This is a genomic window from Pseudoalteromonas luteoviolacea, assembly GCF_000814765.1.
Taxonomy (GTDB): domain Bacteria; phylum Pseudomonadota; class Gammaproteobacteria; order Enterobacterales; family Alteromonadaceae; genus Pseudoalteromonas; species Pseudoalteromonas luteoviolacea_H.
Genome location: NZ_JWIC01000007.1, coordinates 1,137,617 through 1,162,059, shown reverse-complemented (window position 1 = coordinate 1,162,059; position 24,443 = coordinate 1,137,617). Strand labels below are relative to the sequence as shown.

Below are 24,443 nucleotides of genomic sequence, written 5' to 3'. Positions count from 1 at the left end.
TGTTAGCTTTTTCAATTAAAGACCTTGCAATAGCAATTAATAGAACATGCTATATGTACTTATTATCACGCACTTTATGTTCTGTTGCTGTCGTCGAGTATAGTATTAGCTCGACGGGCTAACAGTGAGCACAAAGTACGCTTCCTTTATTTTGCTCTCTGCGGGCTCAATTTTGAATAAAAAAAGCGCACTATCCAGTGCGCATTACACAGTGAGAGATAAGTCATTACAACTTACTTACGTCTACCTTTAATGAAGTTAAGTGTTCTCTCACCTTTGGGTTAACCTTAGATGATTGCATGCCTCCTAAGTGCTTCGCAAAAAAGGCCTCCATCGCAATAATTGACGCTAACTTATTATCTTGTGACCTAAAACCATGTCCTTCATCTTTCGCTAGGATATACTCAACAGCTCTGTCAGTTTCAAATAGCTTTTTAGCAATCGTATCTGATTGATATTGTGGGATCCTCGGGTCATTTGCACCTTGAATTAACATGATTGGCGCCTTTATTTTGTCAACAAAATTAATGGGAGATCGTGACTCCATATCCGCTCTGTCCGCCTCAATTAAAGGGTCTCCAACACCCGCAAAAACAGTGCCCATATAAGGCCTAAAATGCGCAGGGAAAGACTCAACCATCGCCGTAAGGCTAGAAGGCCCAACATATGAAATCACTGCACTGTATATATCGGGTGTAAAAGTCGCGCCAGCTAAAGCGGCATACCCACCGTAAGAAGCGCCCATGATCCCTACACGCTGTTTATCCGCAATACCCATTTCAACAAGGTAATTAACGCCATCGGTTAAGTCTTGCTGCATAGCGCCAGTCCCCCAATTTTTATTACCTAGTTCGATAAACTGTTTACCAAACCCTGTCGAGCTTCTAAAGTTTGGTTGCAAAACAGCATAACCACGGTTTGCAAAAAAGTGAGCGACAGGCACAAAATAATTACTTGAATACCCCCATTCGTCTCTAGCCCATGGGCCTCCGTGTGGCAGGATAATCGTAGGCAAATTTTGCTTTATTTGTTTTGGTAAAGTTAGATATGCTTGGATTTGAACACCATCTGCGGCCGTGTAAGTTATCGAACTTCTATCCCCCAATAAATCGGGGTTAAAACTTGGTGCTTGGTTCAACAAATCAGTCAATGTGCCCGAGTTGCTGTTATACACAAACTTTTCGTCAGGCCTATCAGCATATGATACTTTGAGATACCACTGCCCTTTATCATGCTCAATCTTTTCGACTAACAAATCATAGTCGCCACTAAGCTGTGCTTCTATTTTTCGCATTGTTGTGGCTGTGCTATTGCTCAAAGCATAATTGCGCAAGCGACCACCATAATACGAAACAATCATCGGCTTACCCACTTTATCAAATATAACTTGATATAAATCAGATTGATTTTCGGGATCTTTATGTGCGGTTTTTAGTTTGTGAGTCGTTAAGTCTAGCTCCAATAACTCCTCTTTATCCCGGCCCTGAATACTGCCAGAAATAAAGGCCTTATTACTGTCACTGTCGTAACTGATCACACTGACATTTTCGCCCACTTCAGATTGAAACACTTCTTGCCAACCATCACCAAAACGTTTGTATACTGTGACAGAGTTGTCGGAGTTTAATTTAGCGGCAACCGCAGCATAGCCATCATCATCCAATTGGGCAGTAAAAAATGAAATATCATTATCTTGCATCAAGGTGATTGCTTGTGTGTTGATATCAATATGGAACAGATCCAATTGGCTGCTACTGTGATTAGCCAAAACCGCTATTTTATTAGAGTCATTCTTTACCTGCTCGACAAACATGTAATCAACATCATCTCTGTGAGTTAACCGATTAATAACAGGTGCTAACTTCGCTTGCTTTGGAGAAAAACGTAAAGTAAAAATTTGGTCGTTCTCATTTCCCTCAAAATCTTTGTTAAACAGTATTTCATTACTATTTGCCGACCAGACAAACCCGTCGACCCCGTCAGCAAAATCAGTGAGTGCAACTGCATTCTCTAATTGATCGCCCTGACGTAATACAAAAATATTTTGACCGCCGTTATTCATTTGCATAAAGGCTATCCACTTTCCATCGTTTGATAGAGATACCTTATTGATCTGATCTTGGCTGAATAAACTTTCGAGCTCTACCAACTCTGTGACTTGCTGAGCTTGTATCGCCTTGGTGCTGTCCAGCGTATTGGTAAATTGGCACCCTGTTAATAAAATACTTGAGCCGATAGCGGCACTGATAACGACCGATTTAAATGCAGATAGGTTCTTATTCATTATTTGGTTCTCCATTTGATTCTCCTTGGTAACTTGGAAACATCATTACATGAAATAAAATTATTGTAAAACGATAAATTTTTATTTTTTTTCAGAAATAAATTTATGTGTGATATAGTTCATCACAAGAAGCAGGGCTGAATACGGATTACTCATGTCGCAAACAATAGAAACAATTCAAAGAAAGAGCGGTACGATCCGCCTAGTGGTCATCGCCATAACCGCATTGGTTATTGTGTTTAATCTTTACCAACTTGTGTTCAACAACCAAATTAATTATTTTGATAACGCACTGTTCAATATCTTATGGACGTCTGATCAGGTAAACCAGTGGGTGTTACTTTTAGCCAGCGCACCAATACTGCTGTTTGTCGTCGCTGCCATTTATTGGGTTTGTAAGCTGTTGTCATTATTTGAAAAAGGGATGTTTTTCTCTCATCAGTGCTTTCGCTGTTTCATCAACTTTATCTTCCTTAAGATTGCATCAACTGTTTACTACATCGCACTGACATTAGGTGTGGGGTTTTGGCATAAGGCTATTTTTGGTGATGCTGAAGTGGTCTTAACCATCGACTTTGATGAGCTGATCACACTGGGTTTGCTGGCAATTGTTGCCTACTTGCTAAAAGCAGCAAAAGAGATCGAAGATGAAAATAAGGAGTTTATTTAGTCATGGAGATCATCGTTAACCTTGACGTTGTTATGGCTATGCGAAAAGTCTCATCAAAGGAGCTCGCAAAAGCCATCGGTATCACAGAAGCCAACTTATCCCTGCTTAAAAGAGGTAAAGTAAAGGGGGTTCGTTTCGAAACTCTAGCGCAAATTTGTAATTACTTGGATTGTCAGCCAGGAGATATTTTGGCTTTTAAAAATGACGTGTAACCTAGCTCGTTAAAAATGTTCATGGGTTAAAATTCGGCCAAAGCTATCTGATAGTTTAGCCGAAATAAAAATCAATATAATCAAAGTGATATTAGAGTATTGGCATGCTCATTGTATGCACTCATTGAGCATCAGCAGTCAACCACGTATTACATTCGGAAACCCCCCAACATCGCAGCACCTGCTATCATACACGCACTCTACATGCCTTGCTGTTGTTGATATTGATAAAGCCCTGTCAGCGCATTAAACAGCCCCGCCGCCATTGTAAAGTCATGGGAGTCGTCATTAAACTCGTTTAGCCTGAGCTCTAAATCAAGATTGCGATTCCTCAAAATTGCTTGTGATAGAGAATTATAAACTTCACGCATTTCTCCACCTTCACTCCCAATATTCATGTATAAGTAATTTTTAATAGGCTGCTTAGAAGTCACATACATTTTCGTCGCCTTAGATGTTTCCCGGGCTCCCCACCAAACTGCAGGGCTAAAGGCTAAATGACTTTGAAAAAGCTTTGGTCTGGAATGAAAGCTATGAACAACTAATAAGCCAGCAATTGAGTGACCTGCTACAACGTTAAAATTGTTAGTTCGATAAGTCTTATTGACCTGTGGAATGAGCTCCTTTTCAATAAAATCTAAAAATTTATCACCGCCCCCACCCGCTCCCACAGGCCCTCGCGGATCTTTATTAACAGTTGGCGCGAAATCTCTAAGACGATCGCGACTCGTAATACCGACAACAATGTGCTCATTCGCTCCGTTAGACTGGTACAACCTAGTTAGCATGCCGTCAACTAGCTCACCATTGAGTTCACCATCAAGTAGGTACAATACTGGGTATGTCTTTGTTGTGTCGGCTGCATAAGATGCAGGTAATGCAATAGTGATATGTGGAGGCTCAGCTAAATTTTGGGGTTTAGGAAGTTGTAAGACTTTAAAATTAGATGCATCAACAATGGTTGAAACAAGGAATAGAAATGCATAGACAAGAGTTTTCAAAATACAAAATCCCTTTTGAAGTGTTCGTTGATAGCAATTTTTAACTACCTATGAATATATCACTCAAAGAGCGAGTTCACCAAAATGATAATTAAAAAATATAGGTAGATTTTATAACATTCGAATATATTAAAAACAAGCTCTAAAACGACTCAAAGATTTTTATTTTAGTATGTGTTACTTTTAACTTTACATTAAATTGGCAGGTTCACGCATCATTGAAATATACACTTCAGAATAATGACTTTTAATTTCTACATAATTTATTAAATTATTTTTACAAGTCCTCATCAAAAATATAGACCTTTTAAAACTCATTATAAAACATTAAAAGCCTTTAAAATTTACCAAATTATTAATATCGCGCTCTTTTATAATCAGTATTACAGTTACATAGCCTAAACATTGCAAAAGTGACACTAGTCGTAAGCTACTTTTACTCAAAGCAATAAAATGAAAATATTACATGAGTAACCCTCTGACCCGAAAAGTTCAAGTCAGCGGCGCAAAAACGCCAACTGACTTTTCTATCTTATTTTTATAAAAGACTCTTCGTGATATGACTACTGACGTAGTCCGTTGCGGCATTAGATAGATGTTGAGAGTCACTATAGAATGACCACTCGCCATTATGTAAAGTACATGCTTCTTGGCAGAAAATGTCAGACGGCTCGATGACTAGCACATCTTTATTTTGATTATATCTCTCAAAGAAAGAGCTAGCTTGATTTAGCTGACTAATATTAGTGACCTCAAGTCGATTTAAGTGATTAATAAAAGTTTCTTTACTACTTGTAATGGAGGGCTGTAATGATAAAGTACCATTCACTTGAGGGTGCGCACCAAAAATTATAACCTTATCGGCAATCTTCAAGAAATGCTCAACAGTGTTATCTAGCAGTCCCGACCACTTTGAATAACCGTTAGCGCCGTCGTCGAAATTTAACACCGACGAGCCATAACTGCTCCATGCTTGTGATAATACAACATACTTATACTTTTTCTCTACATTGTACAAATCAACACGTAGATCATTGCATGATATATCTGAGAATTTATCTATAAAATCGGCGCCTTTGAGTAGTACACACCCACCTCTAGTAACCGTGTCCACATCATCATCCGCAAGATTAAGCGCCAACTTCATTGGTAATATGTAGTGTTGCAAAACTGAATCGCCAACAAATAATACGCTTGATTCTTTAGAATCTGAGACCTTAAATCCACGCTCAAAGTTTTCATGGAATGTTTGTGAATGTGCAGCACTGATCTCTAGGGCAAACGGGTTTAGATACTTGAATCTAGCTTCAAACCCATTGGTTTTCGCAATAAATAGGCCTACGACAGCAAACATAGGGATTAGTGCAGCCATTGAAGCAATTTTGATAGTAGACGCTTTAGACTCAGTTGAGTGAACCATCCTTCTACAAGGCTTCTCTACATATTTGTATGTCAACCAAGCTGCAACTGTTGAAATAAGCGTAACAACTGAAAACATTTCTAGTGAAGACAATTGTAAATTGAAAAAGTAAATAAATGATATTAAAGGTTGATGATACAAATACAATGGATATGAAATTAACCCTACAAAAACCATCCACTTGTGAGATAAGAGTTTAGTAACCAAGCCATTGTTAGGAAAAGATATAATCAACGCCGTACCAATACAGGGCCATAGAGCATTAACACCTGGAAATTTAGAGGTTTCATCAAGAATCAACATTGGAACGGCGATCAAAAAGAGGCCTGTATAACTTAAAACTTGCTTTACATTCTCACTGAAATTAAACCCTTTATTTTTTAATATCAACAATGCTGTGATAACACCAACTAACAATTCAAATGCTCTGTAATGCAGAAGGAAGTAGCCTTTGGTTTGACCTTCAGCAACAGAGTTAATCGATAGGCCTAAGGAAATAAAAAATAAAATACTAGCGACGGGTATGATTAGTTTCTTTGCAAACTTATAAGTAAGCAACAAAATAACAGGCCAAATTATGTAAAATTGCTCTTCAACACCTAGAGACCACATATGAATTAATGGCTGATAAGCTTCATCTTTAGCAAAATAGTTCACTCCTTGAGCAAAGAGGATATTTGCGCCACCAAAAGATGAAAAGAAAATTTCTTTTCCTAAATTATCAAATGTCTTATTGTTGTAGTTTATAAACCCAAATACAAGCACAACAAATAGTGTTATAAATAACGCGGGTAACAACCTTGCAGCTCGTCTTTTATAAAATCGACCAAAGCTAAAATCGTTATTTTTCATTTCGTTGTATATTAATGTTGTAATCAAGTATCCACTTATTACAAAAAACACATCAACACCAACGTAGCCTCCAGAGAGTGCTGTGATTCCCGAATGGAAAGCAACAACTGACATTACTGCTATAGCTCTTAAACCGTCTATATCACTTCTATATTTCAAAATTATTATCCCGATTTTCTACCATAAAACCTAACGCCTTAATAATCGTCACATAAATACTATTCTAATCACTGCATAGAGTTGGTTAGAACCTAAAATATTTAAATCTGTTATATATGTGGAATCACTAACCGACAAAGTTAGATCAAGCTTCAAACGACTACTTTGGCATGCGACATCCAATTTGCCCATGCACTTTAACTGATTAACGATTACCTGCAAACACCTTAGTTTAAGTTTTACAATTAACTAAAGACTAGGCCAATCCAAAGTGACTCGCCCTCCAAACCAATACTAATTTTTTACCACAAAAATAATAAACAATAAAATAGGATTAGATCCTTATACATTCACCAGCAATAGACCTCCTAATTGTCTTGTCATTTTTACTGATAACTCGGCATACCTTGGCTTCAATCATCACTTCTGTCTGTTGGCGATTAAAGCTACGGCTTTTTAACGTGTCACCCACAAGTTGCTTAAAACGATAAACACCCGTTTCAGCCAGTGAGCGTTATGGTAACCAGACTTTCTTTCCATTATTTTAACCCAAATTGATGCATTAATACTATGGCGCTGTTTCTCGGATGCCCGTTCTACCAATATTGGGCGTTTTCCCCTGGCGGGATTCAAGCTACAGTACCTTAGCTGCAATTTCAACATAGCAATCTCGTGAATCATAAGCACCATCACTGGTCAATCTGTCCGCATTTGGGCACAGTGATCGCAGTAGATCACCTAACACTTCACCATCAGATACATTTAGCAACGATAATTCTGTACCGACAATGTTATGACTACTTACGCCAAGTTCCGAGAATAGCCATATTGCCACGTTGTATAAATGCGCGATTAGAGGGAAGCAGGCCCATTTTTGATTTCCTTTGCCATGATGGTTTTTTGATTGCATTATTTTTTCAATCTGTGTGACTCTATTGCTTTAAGTAATCCATTAACTATGATTAGGAAAAACGCTGACGATAAGTAGCTAAAAATGCTAAATCAATGATCTTTGTAATAAATGTTCCCCCCCACCTTACTCATCATATTAAAGTGGACACCTAACGGGTAACCAATCAAAAATTATATTCACTTTTGTAACTAGTACTCTCAATTTTAAAGTGAAATATAGCTAGAGATCACATCGTCTTTTTAACATGAACTGTTGCAGTATTTTACCCACAACTTCAGGTGATTCTTGATGAGAAGCATGCTCTGTAAATGGGATATTAGCAAAATCAGCATCCTTTAACTTGTTTTGTAAAGTAGCGGCCTCATCTAACGAGAATAAGAAATCATGATCTCCTCGCATGATAAGAGTGGGACATTGAATTTGCTCTACCGCACTATTTGGGTACCCAGACTCACTTGTATCTAGCCAAACCGCTTTGACTGTATCAACCAATTTATGAAAGTGTGGTTGTGGATTAGATAATTGATAATTGGCGACATCATCTGCAAACTTCTCCAACCAAAACTCTACAGTTAAGCCTTTTAGCACCTCTATTGATGGGATCCCCTGGCTCCAAACGCCACTGTGACCCAAGCGTTATCAGACGACTTACTTTTTCTGGATATTGAACGGCAATTCGATAGGCAACAATGCCGCCATCGCTAAACCCAAACAGTGAAAATTGAGATATTTTTAGGAAAGATAATATGGTTAAAACATCATTTTGGATATAGCTCATAACTCAGTTTGACACTACCCAGTGTTGATTTACCATGTCCTCGCAAATCAATGTAAATTAGACAGTATTCATCAGCGAGATATGTATGTATCGGCGTCAGGTCTTTCATCGAACCTAGTCCACCATGAAGTAACACAAGAGGTTTACCTCTTAGGTTACCTGACACTTGATAATAAATAGAGGCATCGTCAATTTCGATATAACCACAGGTGTTCATTAATTCTCCCTACATCTTTGGCTGAATGAATTTTAAAATTCCTTTTGACTTTCACAGAGGTTCAGTAATGAATAAATCGAAAATACTATAACGTATTTATGCTTAACAAGAGAACCAACTTTGTATAAATGAACAGTTAAAGTTGAGAGAGATCAAATTCACACTTAACAGTTTAAAATGTCCCAAACTCCACGTCATACCCTATCATAAATAGATACACATACAGGGGAAAGTAAAATGACATTAGCGCTTAAACACTGTAAATTTAACGTATTTCCAACAGAAATATATAAAACACATTAAAAAAGCCACTAATACAGAGACTAAACTTTGCAGAGGTGGCTTTCATTAAAAATAACAGGTTAAATTAAAACCACATTATCTTAATCTATATTAACCTTTTTAATGTTAATAGATACATCACCTTTACTAGTAGTATCATCACCAATTAAAAACAGTTCGATCTCACCTTGAGTTTCGATATATCCAGGAGAAAAACCATTAACAGATTTAATTTCTTTTTCACCCTGATCATTTATATAACTCATACCTACAGAGCGATACTTATCACCTTTATCATTATAAGTCATATTATTTTCAATAATACTTACTGAGTAGGTTATATTAGGCTCAACGGCATGAGTCAATACTTCACCAGCATGTGTTCCCAAAGCATTTAATTGGGCATTCAAAGTCACCAAATCACCTTTGATTTTTGAAATACCACTTACTTGAACACGTACATCACTGATGGTTACACTTGAGTCGGTCGTAAATGGCGTAAACGCGATTTTACCTTCTCTAATGAAGCTTTTGGCAAAGCCCTCACTTTCGTTGAAACACTTAGAAAAAGTAGGTCTGGCCAAGCTGCCTGAGCTCGTGCTTGTGCGGTTATCACCTCTGAATGTATCGCTGTATACAAAGTATTTATACAATGATACACCTGCCAAACCTGGCGTAGAACCAGCACCTGAATAGTCTGTATCTATTTCAAAACATACAGATTCAACTGTATCAAAGTGCTTAGAAATATCTACATATGCTTTAGAAAAATCAGATAAATAACCAAGATTTTTATTCGCATCATCCAGGCCATTTTTATCAGTTTCAGAATAGCTTAATGGGAAAGGTGATTTAACAACAGGCGTTAAATTATATGTAGAAATTGAAGCTTGAGCTGAAACAGAAAAAATGAATGCAGAAGTGAAAAGTGCTTTATTAAGCATGTGTCGTCCTTTTTAATATATAAACGCATAGCCCCTCTATGCTGGAGCCGAATTATATATATATATAAACTCATGTCAAACAAAAGATCAAAAATAACAGAAGCATAAATAAGAAATAAAAGTGGTTAAATAACCAAGAAGAAATAAAAAGAAAAGAAAATTAAAAACCCTTAATCAATAAAAAATTAACAATTTAGATTAACTCATCGTCATTAACAATATTTAAAATTAATGCGCACATAATAAAAAACTGAGCCACTCTTATTTCTATGCTTTTCGTCTTTTTTGATCAATTTTAGAAAGTAACAGATAATGTGCGCACTTTATCTGGCGTAATGAAAAACCTTAATTATCACACATAGTATCGAAGTAACGTTGATTGAATGCTAGAGGTTCAACATTAATTGCAATGGTTTGTTTTGGTCTAGTCGCCCACTCATCAATAGGAAAAACTCTATCTGAACTTTTAAACAACGTATGACCTTTCGCAGGCCCTTCGGTTATAACCCTTATATGTCCTTGCTTAGTTGTAAAAATTTCTGGTGCAACCAAGTACATCATTGCTGAGGAATCATGAACATAAAATCCATCTAAACCTAGATCATCACTATAGAATTTCGCGTAAAAGCGCGTAATGTCATAAATAAATTGTCCATACTTTGCACTGCTAGTTCGCATTTTCTCTAAATACGCATTCGACATAAAGGTTTGCTGCGTAACATCTAACCCAACAATAGTGACAGGCCAATCTGCATTAATAACAATATCAGCAGCCAGAGGATCACCATACACATTCGCTTCTGCAAATGGTGTCAGATTTCCAGTGTGGCCGTTGTGCCCAAAAGCACCTCCCATTATGATGACTTCTTTCACTAATTGACCAATTTCAGGCGCTTTTTTAATTGCCATGGCCAAGTTTGTCAGCCTACCTACCGCAACTAATGTAATTTCACCTGGTTGCTGCTTAATTGTTTCGATAAGGTAATCATGTGCAATAAGAGGAGATATCTGCGTGTTTATCACTTTAGGTATTTCGATGTTGCCTAACCCATTCTCACCATGTACGAGGGTAGCAGGTTCTGTTTTCACTTGATCTAGCGGAATGTTGACCCCTTTAGCGACCTCAGCAGATATATCAAACTGTTGTTTTAGATAAAGTGCATTATGCGTTGTGTTTTCTATACTTGCATTGCCAAAAGTAGTGGTGATGCCTACCACTTCAATATCTTTACACGCATGAGCGAATAGCAGTGCCATCGCGTCATCAATACCCGGATCTGTATCAAATATTATTTTTTTCATTTTCACTTCCTGCATTTTTGGAACGATACAAATTAAACATAATACATGACGAGTATGCATTTAACTAATATTTGATCACTTTTAAAACACTAAGTGGTACGACTGATTCCTCTATTGCAACTTAAGCATCGGTAAATTTGAGGCAATAGGCGCCCCTGAAAAAATATATAGCTACCTCAGCTAAACTTTGAAACCAATCCATGCTCGATGAGTTGACCTTGGGATTGAATATTATGTGAAAGTAAGGCAATTTAAGGAGATTTAACGTTAATTATCTAAAAGCATGCACAATGCTGACTATGGATAATAAGTAGCTTTGTTTCCCTCTGATAACAATACTGAATGAATGTATCTATCCGCTTTATTCGCATGCACAATCGCCCCTCATTTCAAATTGTGCACTCACATTGTCATTTTATAGCAAGGCACTAATTTATATGAATTTATTAGATAAAAACTGAGTATTTTGTATGACTTTACAGAGCATCTTAAGTTGAAATGTGCAAATATTGTGAAAGTTGCAGTTGGAGCTTTGCGGTTCTGGCGGTTTTAAGCTAAGTTCCCTAAACAGGCTTAAAATAGCAAACCTTTTGAAAGAAAGGGACGCAAAGCTTCCGGTCTAAGGTGGAAACTAAGATAGCGGGGTTGCTGAATGCCAATGCTTAAAATGGTGACAATGTGCATACTGTTGTTTTGTATGCGCATTGCTTAGCCTATCGGTATTCACGTCTTTGACATGTCATGTCATACCTCCAACCTTTGGTCTTTCCTCATACCCGACTTTTGCATCAGCTATTGCAGCCTGTGAGTTCTGGTCGAATGCCTGTTCAATGAAGAACAGCAGGGAAATAACATGTCAATTGGCAATGTTTCGGGGAATTTTCATGAGACAACATAGATACAACGACAAGCAGCACCGATTTTTAAAAATCGGCCTCTGTTTAATGGTTTTGGGGCACCCAATACACAGCTTGGCCGCACAATGCGAGTTCAATGTAAAAAATGAATGGCAAAGCGGCTATACCGCTGAGGTCACCGTGTATAACAATACTGACTCGATTATAAACGGTTGGGAAGTAGGGCTTGAGTTCAGCCAAGGCGAGTCAATCAACAATGCATGGCGCGCCCAATTGAGTGGCAATAGTCCATATCAATTTAGCAACCTCAATTGGAATAGCACGATTCATCCAGGTTCATCCAAAGCCTTTGGTTTTAATGTCAAAAAGAGCAATGGGCAAGCCGTTATGACACCAAGATTATTTGGTATTTGTGAAGCGGGCTCACAAGATAATGATATTAAGGTTGTGACATCAGCGTCTAACAACCAAGGCACAGTACCCGCAACGATCAACTTTACTAGCGAGGCGACTAATTTACCGTCTGATAATGTAAGCTATCAGTGGGATTTTGGTGATGGAAAAATCTCCAATGAAATAAACCCGCAGCATACCTTTGAGCAAGCTGGCGCTTACTCTGTTTTATTGACTATCAATGATGGCACAAACGATTACCTTGCAGCCCCTATACAAGTCACCATTAGTGAAGCTCAGCCTGAATCTGCACAGTGTACATTTGAAGTCGAGCAAGAGTGGATTTCAGGATTTCGTGGCAAAGTCACCATTACCAATACTGAAGATGTCGCCATCTCCGACTGGAAAGTACTCATGGCATTTGCCGACAACACCAAGTTGACGGGCGTATGGCATGCTAGGCACAGTGGCAACAACCCTTATGAAATCATCAATGAAAATTACAATCGCACCATTAACCCAGGCCAGAGTTTAGATTTTGGTTTCAATGCACAAAAAGCGCAGGAAAATGACGCCCCAACAACACCTTCCCTTGGTGGTTTATGTTCGTTAGACGGTGGCATTAATCACGCGCCATCTGCGATTGCATCAGCTTCTATCACATCAGGTGACTACCCACTAACGATAAGTTTTAAAGGCGATGAATCTTCTGATTTAGACGGTGATGCACTCACATTTAGCTGGGACTTTGGCAACGGACAGACTTCGAGCGAGCCAAACCCTACTTATATTTATGAAGAAGAAGGCACATTTAGCGTCACGTTAACGGTCAACGACGGCGTAATAAGTACAGTCAGCGACCCAGTCACTATTCAAGTTTCAGAACCTGAGGCGCCGCCCATCAGCACGCCATTTGTATTAGACCCTCAAAGCGCTCATCTTTACTTTGTATCGACCAAAAAACAGCACCTTGTTGAATCACACACATTTAACAATATCAGTGGCAGTATTACACCTGAAGGGGTAGCAAGATTGGCCATTGACTTGAGCAGTGTAAATACCGCTAACGACACCCGTGATGGCAGAATGAAAGAATTTTTATTCGATACCGAGTCATTCCCAACCGCCGAAGCCCTACTCTCAATTGACTATACCGCGTTAGTAGCACTTCCCATTGGAAGCACAGAAAAGCAATCTATCTCAGCCACACTCAACCTCACAGGCGTTATTAAAGAAGTGAACGCTGAGGTTGTTATTCGACGTCTTGCAAACAATAAAATTATGGTACAAAGCCTAACGCCAATTGTGCTAGACGCCACAGACTTTGGTCTAGAGTCTGGTATTGAAACACTCAGAACATTGGCAAACTTATCGGTGATCAGTTATGCCGTGCCTGTGAGCTTTAACCTTGTTTTTGAAGCGCAGCAATAGGAGGGAAAGAAGATGAAACGCAATACTTTAACACGCTTTTTTACCTTGACTGATACTTGGTCTTATACGCCTAAAATCGCTAAATTCGCTGCCTGTTTAAGCCTACTGACCAGTGCCTCTTTTGTTCAAGCTGCACAGTGTTCCTTCACTATTCCAGACAATTGGAACAATGGATTTAAAACAGAAATTGTCATTGATAATCAGTCAGAACAGGACCTTAATAACTGGTCCATCGAGCTTACATGGGATCAAGGTATTTCACTGCAAAACAGCTGGAATGGTGATTTCGACTGCCATGATTCAGGCTGTACCATTTCGTCACAAAGCCATACTATACAAGCCAATCAGTCATTTGGTTTAGGCTTTGTCGCCAATAAAAATGGCTTAACTGGTGATGTCACCATGACCTTAAGTGGTGATATTTGCACGAATTCAGAGCCCACTACACCACCGGATGATGTAACTGAAACGGGTTTATGGCAACTCGATAGCACAACATCTTCACTGAGTTATGTTTCAGTAAAAAAAGATCACGTTGCAGAGTTAAATCAATTTGTAACACAAAATAGTGATTCGCCCGCTCTGTCTGGCAGTATCGATAACGATGGTAACGTTAAACTGGCAGTCGATCTAAGTTCCGTTTCGACTGGTGTGGATATCAGAAACAGTCGAATTTTGGACTTACTGTTTGAAACGGACTTACTGCCGGTTGCTTACTTCAGCGCCCAAATTGACAATGCACTATTAAGTGACATGGAGATTGGCCAACCTATTATTCAGAATGTTTCTGGTGAAATGAGCTTACACGGCATTAATCAGCAGATGAGTCTTGATGTGTTGGTGGTCAAACTTTCCACCGGCAAAGTCAACGTCAGTACGCTTTCGCCCATCATCATTGACAGTAAAAGCTTTGAAATGGACTACGGCATAGAAGCTTTGCGTATTGTTGCCAACCTCTCAAGTATTGGTGAATCTGTACCTGTCTATTTCAACCTGACTTATTTGACTGCCGAGCAAAACAGTTTTGAGCCAGTTGCTATGGCAGAAAAACCCGCAGCTCCCACAGAGCTCAGTGCAAGTGTGCTGTCCATCGATGCCAAAGCACAATTGAATTGGCGTGATAACAGCAATAACGAAACCAATTATCTGGTGCGCTTTAAAAGCTTGGATGGGCGTTGGCAAACGGCTGCTGAGCTGGCATCAAACTCAAGCTTTTATGAATCTGGGTTACCTGAGTCAGGCGAGTTCGATTACAAGGTCATTGCACTCAACAATTCAGTGCCTTCAGAGTCAAGTAATATTGAGCGCATCATTGTCACCCAAACCGATCCCATTGCCCGAGGTAGGCAGCTATATCAAACGGGTTGTGCAGGTTGTCACGGTTCAGAAGCAGGCGGCTTAGGGTCATTCCCAGCACTTGATACTGAACGAGATATACAAACCATGATTGATACCATTGTCGCCACCATGCCCTATGGCACACCAAGTGCGTGTGATGAGCAATGTGCAACAGACATCGCGGCGTATCTGCAAACACTTTGGCCTGCACCTTTGACTTGTGATATCGGCGTTGCGCCTGTGGCATATGGGGCAAGACAGTTGAAGATTTTAACTCAAACAGAGTACCAAAATACGGTCGAAGACTTACTAGGTGTGAATTTTAAAGTCTCTGATGGCCTATCTCCCGATTCTCAAATTGGTTTTTTCATCAACAATACCCATGCCAGCGTGCAGCCTTCTAACTACAGCAACTACCTGTTAGTGGCCGAAGAGCTTTCACAGTGGGCCGCTGAGAACAACTTTTCACCTGCGTTAAACTGTGATGCTGTAAACGAAGATTGCGCAAATCGCTTAGTTGATGAACTGGCGCCACAAATATTCCGCCGTCCATTAACACAAGATGAGTCACAAAATTATAGATTGATAGCCACTGGCTTTTTTAACAATGGAGATGTTGAAGCAGGTATGAAGCTCGCTTTAGAGGGGCTATTGTCTTCACCTCAGTTTATATATCGTCATGAATTAGGTGAAGCCAATCCTGATAACTCAGAGTTGGACGCGGATGCCTTCGAGTTGACTTCGTGGGAAATGGCCACTTTCTTATCTTATACATTTACCGGCTCAACACCCGATCAACAGCTTTGGCAAGCAGCCGCTCGTGATGAACTACGTGATGAAGCCAATATCGTAGCGCATGCAAACCGCCTTGCTGAGAGCTCAAAGTCTGTACTTGGTGACTTTGTGGGCAGTTGGCTTGGCACAGGTAATTTAGAAGTGGCCACCAAAGATCAAACCGTCTACCCAGGTTTTGCACAATTAGTCCCAGCCATGAAGGCAGAGATGAACGAAACGTTCTCATATATCATGACTCAACCTGATGAGCGCTTCAGCTCGTTATATACTGCAAACTTCACCTTCGTCAATCAATTACTTGCTGAGCACTACAACATTGCAGGAGTCACTGGCGAAGAGTTGCAAAAGGTCGATACTACTGACCGTGGTGGTATATTAGCCAATGGTGCATTTATGGCACGTTGGGCTGAGGTTGCTGAGTCCCACCCTATTTTGCGCTCTGTACGTGTGCGCCGTCGTATGTTGTGCCAAGACCAACCCGATCCGCCAGCAGGCACCTTTGAAGCCAGAGAACAAAGGCTGGCTGAACTGTCTGATATGCTGCAAGACCCTGCGACTACAAACAAACTTAAGTATCACAGCTTAACTGAAGGCCAACCTTGCTCTGCTTGTCACGAAAAGTATATCAATCCGATGGGATTCGGCATGGAGGATTTTGACGCTGTGGGCAAAATCAGAAGTGCGGACAACAATGGTAATACCATAGATGCATCCGGTACCCTCTTCGCCCCTGAAAAATACACAGAAGTCAGTGAATCTATCCAATTTAATGGTGCTAAACAATTAGGTACCGTGATCGCAGATCTATCCTCCGCTCAAAGCTGCTTACCACAGCAAATGTTCCGCTACGTAATGGGTGTTGGCCATGATTCACTCGATCCAACCAACGAAGAAGATAGACGCCTATCTGAAACAGAAAAAGTCGGTTACATGTGCGAAATAGACACATTGACAGATGCCATGATGCAAAACAGCCCAAGAGCCATGTTAGAGAAGTTTGGTTCCTTGAAATCTGTGCGTTATCGCAAAGCTTGGTCCAGAAATGAATAGTGCGGGTCACAATACAGAAGGTTAATAAAATGAAAGATGAACATTTAAATAACATAATGATGTCACGCCGTAGGCTATTGAAAGTGTTTATGGCCTCTGGGATTTCTACAGCCCTGATCCGCACTTCACCATTAGTATCTGGTCTGTTATATGCGAGAGATGCAGATGCGCAAAGCGCTGGGCTACCAAATAAAACGGTATCGATATACATACCAGGCGGGTCCATATCTTCACTTTGGAACCCAACAGGTAGCGGTGAAAGTATGCAACTGGGCGTGATGTCCGCAGGCTATGAACCCGTCAAAACCGAATGTAACTTCATGGTCAATATGTCACATTCCAACGCGGGTCATGGCCGTATGCCAATTTTACTAGCGCAAAATTGGGGCAGTGACAGCTATGATGTGACCATGGGTAATGCGCTTGGTCCTAACTTGCCGTTTCGCTATCTCAACTTAGGTGTGCATAGTAATGGTCAAGGACAGTTAACCAAAGACAATCGCAATCACTTGCCGTTCCAAGAAAACCCATTCACCGTATTCAAAATGGTGTTTGGCAGTGCACAAGGCAGCAACAGTAAAACGCCTATCATGAATGCGCATATGTCAGCAGCCAATGCAATCAAAAATAGGCTCGCGGGTTACGAAGTGCAAAGAATGAATGACCACCTTGATGCGATTTCAGATACGCAGCGCAGACTAGATGACCTTTACGGTGGCGTGTCTTGCGGCATAGCACCGGACAATACCGAGTTTCCTTTAACCTTTGATACCTTCAGTCAACAAGCACGTTTGCAAGCAGATATTGCCGTAGCGGCTCTGCAGTGTAACCTGACCAGCTCTGTTTCATTGGCACTTGGTAATCACCAAGCGGAATTCCGTATTCCAGAATTGAATTTCCAAGGACACTACCACAATGCAATTCATGGCGGCAGCAACGGCCAACCAAACTACCCGTACTACACCGAAATGCGCAGCCACTTAGGTAGTTTAAGTGCGTATTTGATCCAAAAGCTAAAAGCGGCAGGCATACTGGATAGTACCGTCGTACTAGAGACATCAGACATGGGACACGCAGATAAACATTCTGCCAACCCATGTTCGTACATTATTGCAGGTGGCGGCGCGCGTATAAACCGTGGTGTAGTCAGTAGTATGGGTTCAGGTTATAACCAACATGATGTACTACATACAGCTGCTAAAGCGTGTGGCGTCGATCTTGGATTTGGTAAGGAGATCCCTGGGATCATTGTTTAAGAAAAAAGTACTTTTTAAGCCCCTTTTATTAGGGGCTTATCATTACTTTACGAGCGCAGGCATTGCAAAATCGACCTACAACTTGGTAGATAACCAAATCGCAAATCTCGTGGAATATTTGACAACCGATTGAATTGGACGATATATCATGGCGTTGGAGCCGTTCAATAAACCCAAATGTTGATGCTGCTCCTCATCTGCTTTGATACTTACCACAGCCTTGTACGCACTTGAATCATGCTGTTCAAGAAAATCTAACTGCCAGTCTAAATGATGCAAAACCGTTGTCTCTACAGCTTCTGTACATACCCAAATCGCCTTGCGTCCTAAAAGTGCAGTTATGAAACCTAAAACATAGCCTCCTAAGGACCAAAGCCATAGTGCATAACAGTGCCTAACTTGATTGGACACGAGCCATGAGTTAAAGGTATCGAAGTGCTCCTTTTCATGCGCAAGCATTTCATCAAGCTGAGCAACGATATCTTTATAAAAATAACGTGCGATAAACCTTTGTGATTTATAAATACTAATGGCGCCACGCTCACCAGCATGATCAACCCGTATAATTCTTTCGACTTCTTTTTTTGGCATATCACATATCTCTATAAACCTTTACAGTTCACGGTCCTAATAAGTTGCTTGTTAGACAACACTGTAAACGAGATAAGACTCTACAGATATATAAAACTCAACGCTTTACAAGGTCATTCTTTTACTTGCGCACAAATATTTATACCTAATCAAACAATGCAAAAACGCCACAACTTCATCCGCTAGTTGAAGAGTAAAGAAAAAGGCAACCTTAAATCACTACCTAATTGAATCCAAGCACAGTCGATACAAGCACAAATGCCCAGAAAACATGGCCTACAATCAAGACTCTCAAGCCATCAGGATCTATGTTTTTCGAAAATTGTCGACAAATAATATACCCTGCACCACATATTAAAAACTCCAGCAGCACTTTAACTAGAGCACGAAATATTAGCCGAACGACAATTATTATTAATTCACCAGCGGCTTCTAAGGCCATATGTACAAATCACTCCCTCAGCTCAAAAAACAAATGATATTTCTAAATTTTTGCTTAGCTTGACATTGAAATTACGTCAGTATGCCAAGAACTAATTACTTTAGAGTCCTCTTCGGTGTGTATCTTTGACTGCCCACCTGTTTGAAAAAAGTTGAAACAACATGCCTAAACGTTTCAGCGGTATTTTAGTAAAATATACCTATCAGGCCTACTTACTGTGCAATTAGTTTATATTGCACTTTTGGGCAAAAATTTTTGATATCCCGCGTATAAACCAACCCTAGTTCGTCCTCGTCTATATAGAGATCTTGCAATATACCTTACGCAATAAGTCCTATAATTATGTCGTCGGTTTTATCTGTATAAATCCATAATTTAACATAATTTAACATAATTACTAATATTGAAGAGCCAATCATTATAGGTACCTAAACTGTATCTGATCCTCTGATTACTTAGAAGGACCCAAGTCACAATAGCTGAATACACTGCACTACCTGCAAACTCATTTTTTGCTCTCATAAAGATGAGCAAAAGAGATCATATCTTTTTTCGATACACTTACGAGCGTCTACTTTTTAACCCTCACTTTTCCTTCGACATAACACCTCAAGATTGAGCGTCGAATAACATGAGATGTTTTTAGCCAGTGTCATTTTTACCGTACAAGCTAGGTGTCATTTAATGCATACTTTATTGCCTTGTCAGCGATATACCATAATACCCATTTAAAGCGTGTCACAACACTTCCTCTAAACATACAGCCCAACTCAAATTACACAATAAAAGCAGGTTAAATTTTCAAAAACCAGCCATTATTGCGTCCTTGATTTAATATATTTGCCAAAGACTACTGGGGTTACATTTTGCGCTTTTTGAATCGATAAGCAAACCGGTCTTGTAAACCTTCAAAGTCGCCCCACGGTTTTGTATGGTCATCTTGCTTGTTTCTTAACACTGCCGTTTCTCCATCAAACACAAAACCTGCTTTCTCCATTTCAGCTTTAACAAAGTTCTCACCTATCCGATGCAGATCACCTATATTGGCTAAACCTGAGTTCGGCTTAGCCGCATTGTCTAATATAATTAAACTACCCCCTGGTTTTAACGCAGTTCTTAAACTAGTTAATAACTCATCGCTCATTTCATTATTCAGATACATATCATGCAAAACAAAGAAAATAATGACCGCGTCCAATGAATTTGATTGAATTTTATGCTCAGCGAGGACCTTGCCATGTTCATTTAATGAATGTTCTCTCAATGAGATAACATTTGGCAGTCTGTTATTCTCTAGTCGCTCTTTTTTATATATAAAGTGTGCATACACTTTACCAGAGTTACCAACTAGCAATGATAATAGTTCAGTGGTATACCCACCTCCAGCCCCCAGCTCTAGCACTTTATCACCAGGCTTAATTTGAGTAAAAGGAAGGATGTCTAATGGTTTTCTCTTATCATCATAAACGAAGTCACTTTTTAACCGTTTAGGGTTATTCACCACTGAACCGTAAATATCATCAGCATACCCATTAAAAGGTAGTGACATGCTTAATATAAAAAATGAAAACAAATGAGAGAGTTTCAGCTTACTAAATTGCATTTATTATTCCTTATTTTTGATTTGGTAAGACAGTTCTTAGCACTGATGCTATTGGCAGATATAACTTGAAAGGCTCGAAAATGGCCACCGACTTTTTCTACCATAACTTTGTTATATGTAAACTTTACCTTTAATGCAATATTTACTTTAACGGAAAACTCAACATTCCATATGAAACCTCAAACGCAACGCCTGATAGATATCTATGAGAGCACTATGACTATTATCAGCTTAGTTTTAAACACCAACATGTAACTTCCACACTCAGCCATTTAAATACTCATAACCCAGTAACAATATCGTTAGCCAAGCTTAGTAGGAGAAGAAAACACTTTTTTTTCCATTACTTTTAACTTAGGTTATTCGGTTTACGATAACATGCAGTCAACCAGAAAACCGTGACTAAAATAACACCTAAGGCTGCATAAGTTATTATTGACTCTATCATTAACCTACCAGTAGCGTCAGTGAAGTTAGGAATAAATATACATATAATTGATGGCATTAGGCTAACAATTAAATAGTACCTCAGCCTAGTTAGTCTGATTCGGCTTAACAAAAGGTGTATTGGTAGCACGTAGAATACCATTGCAAATGTACTTACTATGCCACCAAGTACAGATACAAAAAGTAGATGTTCTAAAAGTAAATTAGAGTCAGCCAAGAGCCAAAAATATACAAAAGACAATCCCCACCCTGTAAGAATGGCATTTCTTAAACCTTTAAGTAGTGTGTTCAAAACGGTAAACCTGATGTCTCAATAAGCAGCTTGAAATATTGGGCTAAAATGAAAGGGCACGATTCAAGCCAGCTTCAATAATAAAAAAGCCCGACGCTAGCTGGTTGATGTTTTTCAGTAGAATTGAGCGGAGTGAATTTCAGCAAGCATACCTCCTGTTTCTTATTTGGTTTCAAAGAGCTATTTAGTTAAAAAATATCGATATCACAAAAACAAAAACAAGAAAGAATCGTATTCGACGAAACCACTTAAACTTAACCCACTCATGCTCTTCAATAAGGCTAGTATAACGATTTCCTTTTGAAACTGCTTCACGAATTTCATTTAGACCTATATTTGTTATACCACTTTCCTTATTGGCCTCAGCCAGTCTTGCAGCCAAACTCATATAAAAATATGTCTCGACAAACCCCATTATCAAAAAACATATAATAACACCAATTGTTAAAAGCATACTTAGAAAGCCCTAATATCTTATCAACAGGTGACAAATGCTTGGCTAGATCGAGTAACGCACTAACCGAGCCAAATTTCAGCCTTTTGGCACTTAACTACCCTCTTATACTCTGTTTTCTGTAAAACCTCATATTCGCAACCCAATTATGTCGCATTGAAAACACTTAAATTGAACTTTCTTTAATAAGCACTGATTTAGCCCCTTTAAGATATTCATGGGCCGATGCAATCGCCAAAACCCTTTGCAAAGAAAAAACCGATATGATTGCAAGCGTCTTCATTAGGTTGCTTGAATTAGCCTCTGTTTTGAGCCTCACTGTCAATTTGGGACCTAAAGCTAATCCCGATCGTTCTACTCTATTATCGATACGGTCACTTTTCTGGATTACTTGGTTCTAGCTTACGACCTTTCACTGGAAGAAAGTTGAAAAAATCATAACAAAAACTCAAAAGTCACAATATACATAACCTCATCAGACCGCCACATCGAGATGGTGCCTAACGTTACCAGCACGTGCTTTTTTTTCGCCCCCTCGAAATGAATCTGTTATGCGCCTCGCATCATGATGATTTATTTACTTCGCTTTTAGTGCTTATTTAATACGTTTGAAAGTTGCACGTAAGTACCCATCTTGCTCCCCTAAACCGAGCTCAATGAGCGGGTAGTTTCCTTCTTGAATCATAGTGTCACCCATGATTGTTATTTTGAATGGAATGGATACTCCCTCATAATTTGGAAAGCTAGAGTATTCAATATGCTCAGTCAAAATGTTATTTTCGTAGCTGTATCGCCCTAGCGAACCACCAAAATTGTCAAACGCTATCGCTTTTTGTTCTTTCGTGAGTGAATACGAACTAAACCTAGGTCGATTAGTACCAATACTTGAAAACGCAAAATGGCTATCAGTAAATATTTTTTTCATTTCGCGGTTTGTACCATCAAAGGTGGTGTATTTTTGTTCGCCTATAGTGAGTGTTTCTAGTTCTAATTGCCACTCACCTTCAAGCGTATCGGTTTGTGTGCTGTTGTTTGAAGTTTGACACCCGCCAAGCATCCCTAGCGACAGTAATAATGTAAATAAAATTCTCATTGCTTATATATCCATATGGTATTTTAAATTGAGGTACACTCAGTGTGTAATTGTCTAAAGACATAATGACTCACACTCGATGTAAGCCTTGCATTTTCGAGGATGAGCTAAAAACCATAACTTAATTCGTTAAATAACTAAAAAAAGGCTTGTATCAATAAACATAACACACTTTCTATTGGCTAAGTTACTTATAAAGAACTATTCCAGATGGCTTATATTGAAAAATCTTCTCGTACACCGCCACTTTTTTGGGTCGTATTTCCTGAGCAAAAACTGCCTTTTAACAGCTTAATAGGCAACGTAAGCCTAACCGGAATAAAAATGTACAGGCAGATACACCAGCAAGATATTGTTCGTGCCTTAATTTCGGCATTTGTCAGCTATGTCGCTGACACATCCCCACCAAACAAGCACTTTATTATTTTTAATATCAATATAAGTCCTTGAGACTCTGTCTCACTATGAAAGAATTTAAATAAGGCGACTCTCTTTGTTTGAGAGTTTGGCAAAGTCACTACAATAGCAATCAGCGTATGGGCCCGTCTTTTGCTACCCTCTTTTCCCGTAAACCGATTTCCTGCTAACGCATACTGATTTTTGTTTTCTTTGAGCCACTCTTTTGGTTCTCTGGGTCGTGTAATTTTACAAATCCAGAAATACGAAAATAACGACAGCAATTTTTAATACGCGCTTCCTAGTTAGCTAACGCCGCTATATATGCGGCTAAGTAGTAATCGTTAATTTAACAGTTTTGTACTGCATTTCTATGGCTGAAGGAGCTGCTTTTCCCAACAACCATCGGTGCGCGTATATAACTCCCGCAAATGAAGTCTGCTTTCTCGAAACGTAAGAAACTCAATCGAAATGGGCTTAACGATATACCCACCCCAATTTTGGGGCCTCGGAATAGGGGCACCATCAAACTGCATAGAAGCTTTCTTCAAACGTGTTGCTAACAAGCTCTCTGATTCTAACAATGCGCTTTGGTCAAAAGCGGTCGTAGTTAATTGAGCGCTTCTAGTTCTTGCTTCCCAGAAAGCATCCGCTTGTGCTTCAGAAATTTCTTCTGCATGACCAATGACACGGACCTGATAGCCCACATGATCCCACCAGATAGTCACGGCTGATTTGGCGTTATGCAAAATTTGTTTACCTTTTGCTGAGTCTAAATACGAGCAAAAGACAAACCCTTCATCACTGACTGATTTTAGATCAACGAACCTGCCTGATGGAAAACCACTTTTGTCTATGGTTGAAACGCACACTGCATTTTTTTGATTTAATGGACTACCAACCTGCGATTCTTGCCACCAAACTTTAAATTTATCGATAGGACAACCCATCAACCTCACTCTCCTTATGTA

Annotated in this window: 18 protein-coding genes and 1 riboswitch; of the genes, 5 read left to right on the top strand and 13 right to left on the bottom strand. The window is 39.4% G+C overall.

The window, feature by feature from the left end:
- Window positions 1-226: 226 nt before the first annotated feature.
- Window positions 227-2,299 carry a S9 family peptidase gene (locus JF50_RS19175; RefSeq protein WP_052262506.1) on the bottom strand — a complete coding sequence of 691 codons (2,073 nt, stop codon included), beginning with the start codon at window positions 2,297-2,299 and terminating at the stop codon, window positions 227-229.
- Between the two features lie 139 nt (window positions 2,300-2,438).
- On the opposite strand from JF50_RS19175, the gene JF50_RS19170 reads away from it, so the two are divergent.
- Together JF50_RS19170 and JF50_RS19165 are read left to right on the top strand one after the other, a co-directional pair.
- Window positions 2,439-2,954 (top strand): DUF2975 domain-containing protein, encoded by a 516-nt coding sequence (locus JF50_RS19170; protein WP_039610208.1) that lies wholly within the window; start codon window positions 2,439-2,441, stop codon window positions 2,952-2,954.
- Between the two features lie 2 nt (window positions 2,955-2,956).
- The gene (locus tag JF50_RS19165; protein WP_039610207.1) at window positions 2,957-3,166 is read left to right on the top strand and encodes a helix-turn-helix domain-containing protein; all 210 of its coding nucleotides are present in this window, start codon (window positions 2,957-2,959) and stop codon (window positions 3,164-3,166) included.
- A gap of 200 nt (window positions 3,167-3,366) precedes the next feature.
- Here the strand turns inward: JF50_RS19165 and JF50_RS19160 are convergent, their stop codons facing one another.
- The 8 genes from JF50_RS19160 to JF50_RS19135 all read right to left on the bottom strand — a co-directional run bounded on the left by JF50_RS19160 (window position 3,367) and on the right by JF50_RS19135 (window position 11,034).
- A complete protein-coding gene (locus tag JF50_RS19160; protein WP_235423472.1) occupies window positions 3,367-4,167 on the bottom strand; it encodes an alpha/beta hydrolase in 801 nt (266 codons plus the stop codon).
- Between the two features lie 538 nt (window positions 4,168-4,705).
- Window positions 4,706-6,598: an acyltransferase family protein gene (locus JF50_RS26350; RefSeq protein ID WP_152614551.1), complete on the bottom strand. Its 1,893-nt coding sequence runs from the start codon at window positions 6,596-6,598 to the stop codon at window positions 4,706-4,708.
- Between the two features lie 634 nt (window positions 6,599-7,232).
- A complete protein-coding gene (locus JF50_RS26345) occupies window positions 7,233-7,508 on the bottom strand; it encodes a hypothetical protein (protein ID WP_052262322.1) in 276 nt (91 codons plus the stop codon).
- Between the two features lie 222 nt (window positions 7,509-7,730).
- Window positions 7,731-8,144 (bottom strand): alpha/beta fold hydrolase, encoded by a 414-nt coding sequence (locus tag JF50_RS27440; RefSeq protein ID WP_200890427.1) that lies wholly within the window; start codon window positions 8,142-8,144, stop codon window positions 7,731-7,733.
- A complete protein-coding gene (locus tag JF50_RS27925) occupies window positions 8,050-8,289 on the bottom strand; it encodes an alpha/beta fold hydrolase (RefSeq protein ID WP_419177517.1) in 240 nt (79 codons plus the stop codon). Before JF50_RS27925 ends, JF50_RS27440 begins: the two co-directional genes overlap by 95 nt.
- Window positions 8,270-8,506 carry an alpha/beta fold hydrolase gene (locus JF50_RS27435; protein WP_200890426.1) on the bottom strand — a complete coding sequence of 79 codons (237 nt, stop codon included), beginning with the start codon at window positions 8,504-8,506 and terminating at the stop codon, window positions 8,270-8,272. Before JF50_RS27435 ends, JF50_RS27925 begins: the two co-directional genes overlap by 20 nt.
- 383 nt (window positions 8,507-8,889) lie before the next feature.
- Complete coding sequence (locus JF50_RS19140; protein ID WP_039610923.1) at window positions 8,890-9,732, bottom strand: hypothetical protein; 843 nt, start codon at window positions 9,730-9,732, stop codon at window positions 8,890-8,892.
- A 345-nt stretch (window positions 9,733-10,077) separates the two neighbouring features.
- A complete protein-coding gene (locus JF50_RS19135) occupies window positions 10,078-11,034 on the bottom strand; it encodes a nucleoside hydrolase (RefSeq protein WP_039610922.1) in 957 nt (318 codons plus the stop codon).
- A gap of 570 nt (window positions 11,035-11,604) precedes the next feature.
- Window positions 11,605-11,687: riboswitch (cyclic di-GMP riboswitch) on the top strand.
- A gap of 231 nt (window positions 11,688-11,918) precedes the next feature.
- Here JF50_RS19135 and JF50_RS19130 point away from each other — a divergent pair.
- From JF50_RS19130 to JF50_RS19120, 3 genes are read left to right on the top strand one after another with little or no spacing between them, the layout of a single operon-like run.
- Window positions 11,919-13,715, top strand: a complete 1,797-nt coding sequence (locus tag JF50_RS19130) for a cellulose binding domain-containing protein (protein ID WP_039610921.1) — start codon at window positions 11,919-11,921, stop codon at window positions 13,713-13,715.
- Between the two features lie 12 nt (window positions 13,716-13,727).
- Window positions 13,728-16,898: a DUF1592 domain-containing protein gene (locus tag JF50_RS19125; RefSeq protein WP_039610920.1), complete on the top strand. Its 3,171-nt coding sequence runs from the start codon at window positions 13,728-13,730 to the stop codon at window positions 16,896-16,898.
- A gap of 29 nt (window positions 16,899-16,927) precedes the next feature.
- Window positions 16,928-18,154, top strand: a complete 1,227-nt coding sequence (locus tag JF50_RS19120; protein WP_052262505.1) for a DUF1552 domain-containing protein — start codon at window positions 16,928-16,930, stop codon at window positions 18,152-18,154.
- Between the two features lie 75 nt (window positions 18,155-18,229).
- Here the strand turns inward: JF50_RS19120 and JF50_RS19115 are convergent, their stop codons facing one another.
- The 4 genes from JF50_RS19115 to JF50_RS19085 form a co-directional block, all read right to left on the bottom strand.
- The gene (locus tag JF50_RS19115; protein ID WP_052262503.1) at window positions 18,230-18,745 is read right to left on the bottom strand and encodes a demethoxyubiquinone hydroxylase family protein; all 516 of its coding nucleotides are present in this window, start codon (window positions 18,743-18,745) and stop codon (window positions 18,230-18,232) included.
- A gap of 1,301 nt (window positions 18,746-20,046) precedes the next feature.
- The gene (locus tag JF50_RS26340) at window positions 20,047-20,790 is read right to left on the bottom strand and encodes a methyltransferase domain-containing protein (RefSeq protein ID WP_052262499.1); all 744 of its coding nucleotides are present in this window, start codon (window positions 20,788-20,790) and stop codon (window positions 20,047-20,049) included.
- Window positions 20,791-22,578: 1,788 nt separating this feature from the next.
- Window positions 22,579-23,076 carry a lipocalin-like domain-containing protein gene (locus JF50_RS26335; protein ID WP_052262496.1) on the bottom strand — a complete coding sequence of 166 codons (498 nt, stop codon included), beginning with the start codon at window positions 23,074-23,076 and terminating at the stop codon, window positions 22,579-22,581.
- Between the two features lie 767 nt (window positions 23,077-23,843).
- Window positions 23,844-24,422 carry a pyridoxine/pyridoxamine 5'-phosphate oxidase gene (locus JF50_RS19085; RefSeq protein ID WP_039610917.1) on the bottom strand — a complete coding sequence of 193 codons (579 nt, stop codon included), beginning with the start codon at window positions 24,420-24,422 and terminating at the stop codon, window positions 23,844-23,846.
- Window positions 24,423-24,443 lie beyond the last annotated feature (21 nt).